The sequence below is a fragment of the Nocardioides daeguensis genome (assembly GCF_019192965.1).
GTDB classification, from domain to species: domain Bacteria; phylum Actinomycetota; class Actinomycetes; order Propionibacteriales; family Nocardioidaceae; genus Nocardioides; species Nocardioides daeguensis.
This window is the reverse complement of the sequence record NZ_JAHTKU010000006.1, coordinates 24,867-31,862: the sequence shown is the minus strand read 5'-3', so window position 1 is coordinate 31,862 and position 6,996 is coordinate 24,867. Positions and strand designations below refer to the sequence as shown.

General features: G+C 71.4%; 6 protein-coding genes. 5 read left to right on the top strand and 1 reads right to left on the bottom strand.

What is annotated here, in order from left to right; genetic code table 11:
- The first annotated feature begins 82 nt into the window (after window positions 1-82).
- The 5 genes from KU893_RS05830 to KU893_RS05810 are packed head-to-tail and all read left to right on the top strand — an operon-like array spanning window position 83 to window position 5,953.
- The gene (locus KU893_RS05830; protein WP_218233413.1) at window positions 83-1,105 is read left to right on the top strand and encodes a helix-turn-helix transcriptional regulator; all 1,023 of its coding nucleotides are present in this window, start codon (window positions 83-85) and stop codon (window positions 1,103-1,105) included.
- A 59-nt stretch (window positions 1,106-1,164) separates the two neighbouring features.
- Window positions 1,165-1,440, top strand: a complete 276-nt coding sequence (gene tatA, locus KU893_RS23150) for a twin-arginine translocase TatA/TatE family subunit (protein ID WP_281426630.1) — start codon at window positions 1,165-1,167, stop codon at window positions 1,438-1,440.
- A gap of 3 nt (window positions 1,441-1,443) precedes the next feature.
- Window positions 1,444-2,286, top strand: a complete 843-nt coding sequence (gene tatC / locus KU893_RS05820; protein WP_246592047.1) for a twin-arginine translocase subunit TatC — start codon at window positions 1,444-1,446, stop codon at window positions 2,284-2,286.
- Between the two features lie 20 nt (window positions 2,287-2,306).
- The gene (locus tag KU893_RS05815) at window positions 2,307-3,176 is read left to right on the top strand and encodes a diacylglycerol kinase (protein ID WP_218233412.1); all 870 of its coding nucleotides are present in this window, start codon (window positions 2,307-2,309) and stop codon (window positions 3,174-3,176) included.
- Complete coding sequence (locus KU893_RS05810; RefSeq protein ID WP_218233411.1) at window positions 3,173-5,953, top strand: DEAD/DEAH box helicase; 2,781 nt, start codon at window positions 3,173-3,175, stop codon at window positions 5,951-5,953. Before KU893_RS05815 ends, KU893_RS05810 begins: the two co-directional genes overlap by 4 nt.
- 105 nt (window positions 5,954-6,058) lie before the next feature.
- On the opposite strand, the gene KU893_RS05805 is transcribed toward KU893_RS05810, so the two are convergent.
- Window positions 6,059-6,988 (bottom strand): 5'-3' exonuclease, encoded by a 930-nt coding sequence (locus KU893_RS05805; RefSeq protein WP_218233410.1) that lies wholly within the window; start codon window positions 6,986-6,988, stop codon window positions 6,059-6,061.
- Between the last annotated feature and the right edge of the window lie 8 nt (window positions 6,989-6,996).

The following is a 6,996-nucleotide window of genomic DNA, read 5'->3' as shown; positions in this document are numbered from 1 at the left end:
GGGGTGGTGGCCCCACCCCCCCACCCCCCGGCGCGCCCGCCGGGGGTTTCGCCCCCACCCCCCAACCTCGGGGAGCCCTCAGATGAGCCGGACGCCGGCGCCAGGGGCGCGCGACCAGGTCGCTCGGCTGCTGACCCTGGTCCCGTTCCTGCACCACCGCGACGGGGTCCGGCTGGAGGAGGCTGCCCAGCTGTTGGGGACCACGCCGAAGCAGGTGGTGCAGGACCTGAAGGTGCTGTTCATGTGCGGGCTGCCGGGTGGGCTGCCCGACGACCTGATCGACGTGGACCTCGACGCGATCGTCACCGAGGAGGGCAGCCCGGTCACCGAGGGCGTCATCCGGGTGGAGAACGCCGACTACCTCGCCCGTCCGCTGCGGCTGAGTGCGACCGAGGCGTCGGCGATGATCGTCGCTCTCCGGATGCTCCGCGACTCCAGCTCCGCCGACACCAGTTCCCCCGACGCCAGCCCTGAGCTGGTCGACCGGGTGCTCGCCAAGCTCGAGGCGGCGGCCGGGGCGCCGCACGTCGAGGTCACGCCGTCGCCGAGGGACGCCCAGCAGGTCGTCGCCGCCCAGCTCACCGCCCTGGTGGACGAGGCCGTCGCCGGGGGGCGCCAGCTGCGGCTGCTCTACTTCGTGCCCTCGCGCGACGAGGAGTCCGAGCGGGTGGTGGATCCGTACGGCGTGGTCAGCCACGGCGTGTTCTCCTACCTCGACGCCCACTGCCACCGCGCCGATGGGGACCGGCTGTTCCGGCTCGACCGGATCACCAAGGCCGAGCTCCTCGCCTCGCCCCGGGCGACGCCCGCCAGACCACCACGGGACCTCAGCGACGGCCTGTTCGCCGACGACCTCGCCCCGGACGCCACCGTCGTGACCCTGCGGCTCGAGCCACCGGCCCGGTGGGCGACCGACTACTACCCGGTGCGCGACGTGCGAGCCCACGACGACGGCTCGGCCGACGTCGACCTGGTGGTGGTCGACCGGCGGTGGCTGACCAGGCTGCTGCTGCGGCTGGCCCCGCACGCGACGGTGGTCCGACCCGTGGAATTCACGGGAACTTTCACCACCAGGGCACAGGAGACCCTCAGGCTGTACCGGTGACGAGGGCGTAGCATGGACCTCGTTCGCAGAACCCGACGATCGAGAGTTGGTCCCCGCCGATGTTTCCCCTGATCGGAATGCCCCAGGGCGCCGAGTGGCTCGTCATCCTGGCGATCGTGGTGCTGGTCTTCGGCGCCGCCAAGCTGCCCGACCTCGCTCGCGGCACGGGCCAGGCGCTGCGGATCTTCAAGGCCGAGACCAAGGGCCTGCGCGACGACGACGACAAGAAGAAGCCCACCACGTCGACGGGCGAGCTGAACGCCGCCGACGACGTTCGGCTCGACGACGTGGCCGAGGGCGAGATCGTCGAGGACCGTCGCGAGAACAACGCCTGACCCTTGGCGTTCACGGGTTTCCTCAAGCTCTTCATCGGAAAGCCCGTCCATGCCGTCGGCGACGACGGCCGGATGGCGCTGTCCGACCACCTGCGGGAACTGCGCGCCCGCGTCCTGAAGGCCGCGTTCGTGCTGCTCCTCGCCTTCGTGGTGGCGCTGTTCTTCTTCGACCCGATCTTCTCCATCGTCAACGAGCCCTACCAGCAGGCTCGGGAGGCGCTCGGCCACGACCGGACCATCGCCACCACCAGCGGCGTCGCCGGCGGCTTCCTGCTCTACCTCAAGCTGTGCGGCCTGGCGGCGGTGATCGGCACCAGCCCGTTCTGGCTCTACCAGATCTGGGCGTTCGTGCTGCCCGGCCTGCACTCCAACGAGAAGCGCTGGACCATCCTGTTCGCGCTCGTCGCCGGACCGCTGTTCATCGGCGGCATCGCGCTGGGCTACCTCACGCTGCCCAAGGGCCTGGAGATCCTGATCGGCTTCACCCAGGCCGACCTCACCAACCTGGTCGAGTTCAACGACTACCTGAGCTTCTTCACCCGCACCCTGCTGGTCTTCGGCATCGCCTTCGAGATCCCCGTGTTCGTCGTCCTGCTCAACATGGCCGGCGTCGTCAAGGGCAAGCAGCTCGGCGCGGCGCGACCGTGGATCGTGGTGGGCTCGTTCATCTTCGCGGCGATCGCGACGCCGTCCGGTGACCCGTTCACGATGACCTTCATGGCGGTTCCGATGGTCATCTTGTTCTTCATCTCCGAGGTGATCGCCCGCTTCAACGACCGCCGCCGTGACCGCAAGGCGATCAACGCGGGACTGTCGCCCGACGAGGCCAGCCCGCTCGAGCTGTGACCCGGCGCTAGCCTTCACCCGTGCCCCGCGCGATCGTCCTGACCAACCCGACCTCGGGCAAGGGCCGGGGCGCGCGGATGCGCTACGAGGCACTGCCACGCTTCCACGGTGCCGGGTGGCGCACGACATCGCTGACCGGCCGCGACGCCGACGAGGCCCTGGACCTGGCGCGGGCGGCGGCGGCCGAGGAGCCCGACGCGCTCGTCGTGTGTGGGGGCGACGGGATGGTCAACCTCGGCCTGCAGGCGGTGGCGGGCACCGGCGTCCCACTCGGGATCCTGGCCGCCGGCACCGGCAACGACTTCGCCCGCTCCCTCGACCTCCCGCTGCGCGACGGACCCGCGGCAGCTGCCCGGGTCATCCACGGCACCGCGCGCACCGTCGACCTGGCCCGGGTCGGTGGCCGCTACTTCGGGTGCGTCCTGGCTGCCGGCTTCGACGCGGTCGTCAACGAGCGCGCCAACCGGATGCGCTGGCCCAAGGGGCAGATGCGCTACAACCTGGCGACCCTCGCCGAGCTCCCGGTGCTCCGGCCGCTGCGCTACGTCCTCGAGCTCGACGGGGTGGAACGACAGGTCGAGGCGACCCTCGTGGCGGTCGGCAACGGTCCGTCCTTCGGCGGCGGGCTCCGGATCACCCACGGCGCCGAGCTCGACGACGGTCTGCTCGACGTCGTGGTGGTCAAGCCGCTGACCCGTCGTGAGCTGATCCGTACCTATCCGAAGCTGTTCGACGGGAGTCACGTGACCCATCCGCAGTACGAGCGTCACCGGGTGCGCCGGGTGAGCGTCGCGAGCTCCGGCATCGTCGGGTACGCCGACGGCGAGCGCTTCGGGCCGCTGCCGCTGACCGTCGAGTCGGTCCCCGGAGCCCTCCAGGTGATGGCATGAGCGAGCACGACGACGACCTCAGCCCGGCGCAGCGCTATGCGGCGTACCGCAAGGACAAGGGCCACCCGGTCTTCCGTGACTTCGCGGCCGGCTACGACTTCCCGCTCGACGACTTCCAGGTCGAGGGCTGCAAGGCGGTCGAGGACGGCGACGGCGTGCTCGTCGCCGCGCCGACCGGCGCCGGCAAGACCGTGGTCGGCGAGTTCGCGGTCCACCTCGCCCTCGAGACCGAGCGCAAGTGCTTCTACACGACGCCGATCAAGGCCTTGTCGAACCAGAAGTACCACGACCTCGTCGAGCGGTACGGCGTCGACCGGGTCGGCCTGTTGACCGGCGACACCACCATCAACGGCGAGGCGCCGGTGGTCGTGATGACGACCGAGGTGCTGCGCAACATGCTCTACGCGCGCTCCCGGACCCTGGTCGGCCTCGGCTTCGTCGTGATGGACGAGGTGCACTACCTCGCCGACCGCTCCCGCGGCGCCGTGTGGGAGGAGGTCATCATCCACCTGCCCGAGTCGGTGTCGGTGATCTCGCTGTCGGCCACGGTGTCCAACGCCGAGGAGTTCGGCGAGTGGCTGGAGACGGTGCGGGGCGCGACGCGCACCATCGTCGCCGAGCGCCGGCCGGTGCCGCTGTTCCAGCACGTGATGGTGGGGCGTCGCCTCCTCGACCTGTTCGCGTCGACCGACGTCGACGCGGCCGCCGGCTTCGTCCGCGAGGGGGCGCCGGTCAACGACGAGCTGATGAAGCTGGCCCGCGACGACTGGGCCTCCACCCGGCTCAAGGGCCACCGCACGCCCAAGGGCACCCGTCAGGGCGGCCCCGGCAGCCGCAACGTCGGCAACGGCCGCCGGATCTGGATCCCCGGACGGCTCGACGTGGTCGAGAGGCTGCGGCGCGACAACCTGCTCCCGGCCATCGACTTCATCTTCAGCCGTGCCGGCTGCGACGCGGCCGTCCAACAGTGCCTCGACGCCAATCTGCGGCTCACCTCGCCCGAGGAGCGCGACGAGGTGATCAGGTACGTCGAGAGCACCCTCGGCGCACTGCCGTCGGCCGACCTCCACGTGCTCGGCTACCACGACTTCCTCGACGCCGCGTCCCGCGGCATCGCCGCCCACCACGCCGGCATGCTGCCCGCGTTCAAGGAGTGCGTCGAGGAGCTCTACCTGCGCGGCCTGGTCAAGATCGTGTTCGCGACCGAGACCCTGGCGCTGGGCATCAACATGCCCGCGCGCACCGTGGTGCTGGAGAAGCTGAGCAAGTGGAACGGCGAGACGCACGCCGACATCACGCCGGGGGAGTACACCCAGCTCACCGGCCGGGCCGGCCGCCGTGGTCTCGACGTCGAAGGTCACGCGGTCGTCCTGTGGCAGCCCGGGATGAACCCCCGCGAGCTGGCGGGCCTCGCCTCGACGCGCACCTACCCGCTGCGCAGCAGCTTCCGGCCGTCGTACAACATGGCGGTCAACCTGGTGCACTCCTACGGCCGCCACCAGGCCCGCGAGCTGCTGGAGCAGTCCTTCGCCCAGTTCCAGGCCGATCGCGCCGTCGTGGGGCTGGCGCGGCAGCTGCGCAAGGCCGAGGACGCGCTTTCCGGGTACGCCGAGGCCGCGCAGTGCCACCTCGGCGACTTCATGGAGTACGCCGGCCTGCGCCGCCGCATCTCCGAGCTGGAGAAGGAGTCGAGCAAGGTACGCCGGCAGGACCGCCGCGGCGAGGCGCTCACGTCCCTCGAGAAGCTCAAGCCCGGCGACGTGATCGTGGTGCCCGTCGGCAAGTTCGCCGGCCCGGCGGTCGTCGTCGACCCGGGCCTGTCCGAGCAGGGACACCGGCCGCTCGTCATCACGGCCGAGCGGCAGGGCCGGCGGTTGGCGATGATGGACTTCCCGACCCCGGTGGAGCCGGTGGCCCGGATCAGGCTGCCGAAGCGGGTGGACACCCGCAATCCCCACCAGCGCAAGGACATCGCCCAGCAGGTCCGCGAGGCCGTGCGCTCGCTGCCGCTGTCGGTCACCCGTCCGCGGACCGAGCGCGGACCGGTCGACGAGGACGTCGCGCGCCAGATCCAGGCGCTGCGCGCCCAGGTCCGCGAGCACCCCTGCCACGGCTGTGCCGAGCGCGAGGACCACGCGCGTTGGGCGGAGCGGCACGCGAAGCTGCAGAAGGACACGGACCTGCTCTCGCAGCGGATCGAGCGTCGCACCAACACCGTCGCGCGGACCTTCGACCGCGTGTGCGAGGTCCTCGAGGCCCTCGACTACCTCCGCGACGACGAGGTCACCGAGCGCGGCCGCGGTCTGATGCGGATCTACTCCGAGCTCGACCTGGTCGCCGCCGAGTCGCTGCGCACCGGGCTGTGGGACGACCTCACGCCCTCCCAGCTCGGCGCGGTCCTCTCCGCCCTGGTCTACGAGGCACGTCGCCCCGAGGACGGCCCGCCGAGCACGCCGGGCGGTGTCATCGCGTTGACCATCGAGGCGATGACGCGGCTGTGGGGTGAGCTGGAGCGGCTCGAACGCGACCACCGGCTCGACTTCCTGCGCAAGCCGGACGCCGGCTTCGCGTGGACGGCCTGGCGCTGGGCCGAGGGCCAGGAGCTCGACGAGATCATCACCCGCAACGACCAGACCGCCGGAGACTTCGTGCGCCAGATGAAGCAGCTCATCGACTTCGCGGGCCAGATCGCCGACGCGGCCGCCGGTACGCCGGTGCGGGACACGGCGCGGCAGCTGGTCAAGCTGCTGCGGCGCGGGATCGTGGCGACGGGGTAGCCCGGCGCCGTCGGACCCGGTGCCCTGCCGCGATGATGCGGTTTGGTCCCAAACCGCATGCTTCGTCGGCGTGTCGCATGCGGTTTGGGACCAAACCGCATCGGATCAGCTCGCAGCCAGCGACCCCAGCACGCCGGTCAGCCGCTCGACGGGCGAGGCCAGCGACCACCGCTCGACCAGCGCGGCCAGCCCGTCGGGGTCCACTGGAGCGGTGGGGAGGGCGAGGCCCTCGCGCGGCAGATCGATGTCCCGCGCGACCGCGACCACCCGCGGAGCGACGGCGAGGTAGGCCGCAGCGTCGCGGATCTTCGCTCGCGGGCCGGGACCGAGGTCGCTCGCCGGGTCGTCGACCGCGGCGAGGATGCCGGCCAGGTCGCCGTACTTCTGCAGCATGCTGGCTGCGGTCTTCTCGCCGACGCCCTTGACGCCGGGCAGGCCGTCGGAGGCGTCGCCGCGCAGCGTGGCGAAGTCGGCGTACTGGTCGGCGCGCACGCCGTACTTGTCGAGCACCCACGCCTCGTCGACCCGCTCGTGGCGCCCGACGCCCTTGCCGACGTACAGCACGCGGACGCTGGCGGCGTCGTCGACCAGCTGGAACAGGTCGCGGTCGCCGGTGACCACGTCGACCGGCATCCCGGCCCCGGTGGCCAGGGTGCCGATGACGTCGTCGGCCTCGTAGCCGGGCGCGCCGACGACGGCGATGCCGAAGGCGGCGAGCACCTCGCGGATCAGCGGCACCTGGGCCTCGAGCGGGTCGGGCACCTCCTCCACGTCCGGCGCTCCTACGACCTCCTCGACGACCCGGTGGGCCTTGTACGTCGGGATCAGGTCGACGCGCCACTGCGGGCGCCAGTCGTCGTCCCAGCAGCAGGCCAGGTGCGTGGGCTGGTACTGCTCGGTCAGCTGGGCGACGTAGCCCAACAACCCGCGCACCGCGTTCACGTTGGTCCCGTCCGGAGCGAGGATCTCCGGGGAGCCGAAGTAGGCCCGGAAGTACAGGCTGGCCGTATCGAGGAGTAGAAGGCGCTCAGTCATCACGGCGC

Coding starts and splice junctions, on each gene's coding strand:
- KU893_RS05830 (WP_218233413.1), top strand. CDS start 83: ATGAGCCGGACGCCGGCGCCAGGGGCGCGCGACCAGGTCGCTCGGCTG.
- tatA (WP_281426630.1), top strand. CDS start 1,165: ATGTTTCCCCTGATCGGAATGCCCCAGGGCGCCGAGTGGCTCGTCATC.
- KU893_RS05810 (WP_218233411.1), top strand. CDS start 3,173: ATGAGCGAGCACGACGACGACCTCAGCCCGGCGCAGCGCTATGCGGCG.
- KU893_RS05805 (WP_218233410.1), bottom strand. CDS start 6,988: ATGACTGAGCGCCTTCTACTCCTCGATACGGCCAGCCTGTACTTCCGG.